Below are 234 nucleotides of genomic sequence, written 5' to 3'. Positions count from 1 at the left end.
AATCTTATTCGCTGCAAGTGAAAGTATTTCATATCGATACAGAAAAAGCGCATGATGCAGCAGAAACAGTCGTCGATGCATTGCTTGCTGATCGTCAAATCATTCAGATGATGAGTGAAGATGGAGAGGTGCTTGATGATTATGTCCGCATAAAAAGAGTGGAAACAAGAATCATAGATCAAGGCGTAGCAGCGATTGTCCTGACGTGGGATAGCAGCTATTGGTACAACCGAG

The 234-nt window shown here is 42.7% G+C and carries 1 protein-coding gene; it reads left to right on the top strand.

Annotated features, from left to right (window positions below; all coding sequences use genetic code 11):
• Positions 1-234: hypothetical protein (locus SB822_RS61140; protein WP_410859664.1), on the top strand; the 234-nt coding region annotated here is incomplete at both ends.

Origin of the sequence: Paraburkholderia sp. SIMBA_054, assembly GCF_046534875.1 — a bacterium.
Lineage (GTDB): Bacteria > Pseudomonadota > Gammaproteobacteria > Burkholderiales > Burkholderiaceae > Paraburkholderia > Paraburkholderia hospita.
Note: the sequence above shows the minus strand (reverse complement) of the source record. Positions and strands in the feature narration are given on the sequence as shown.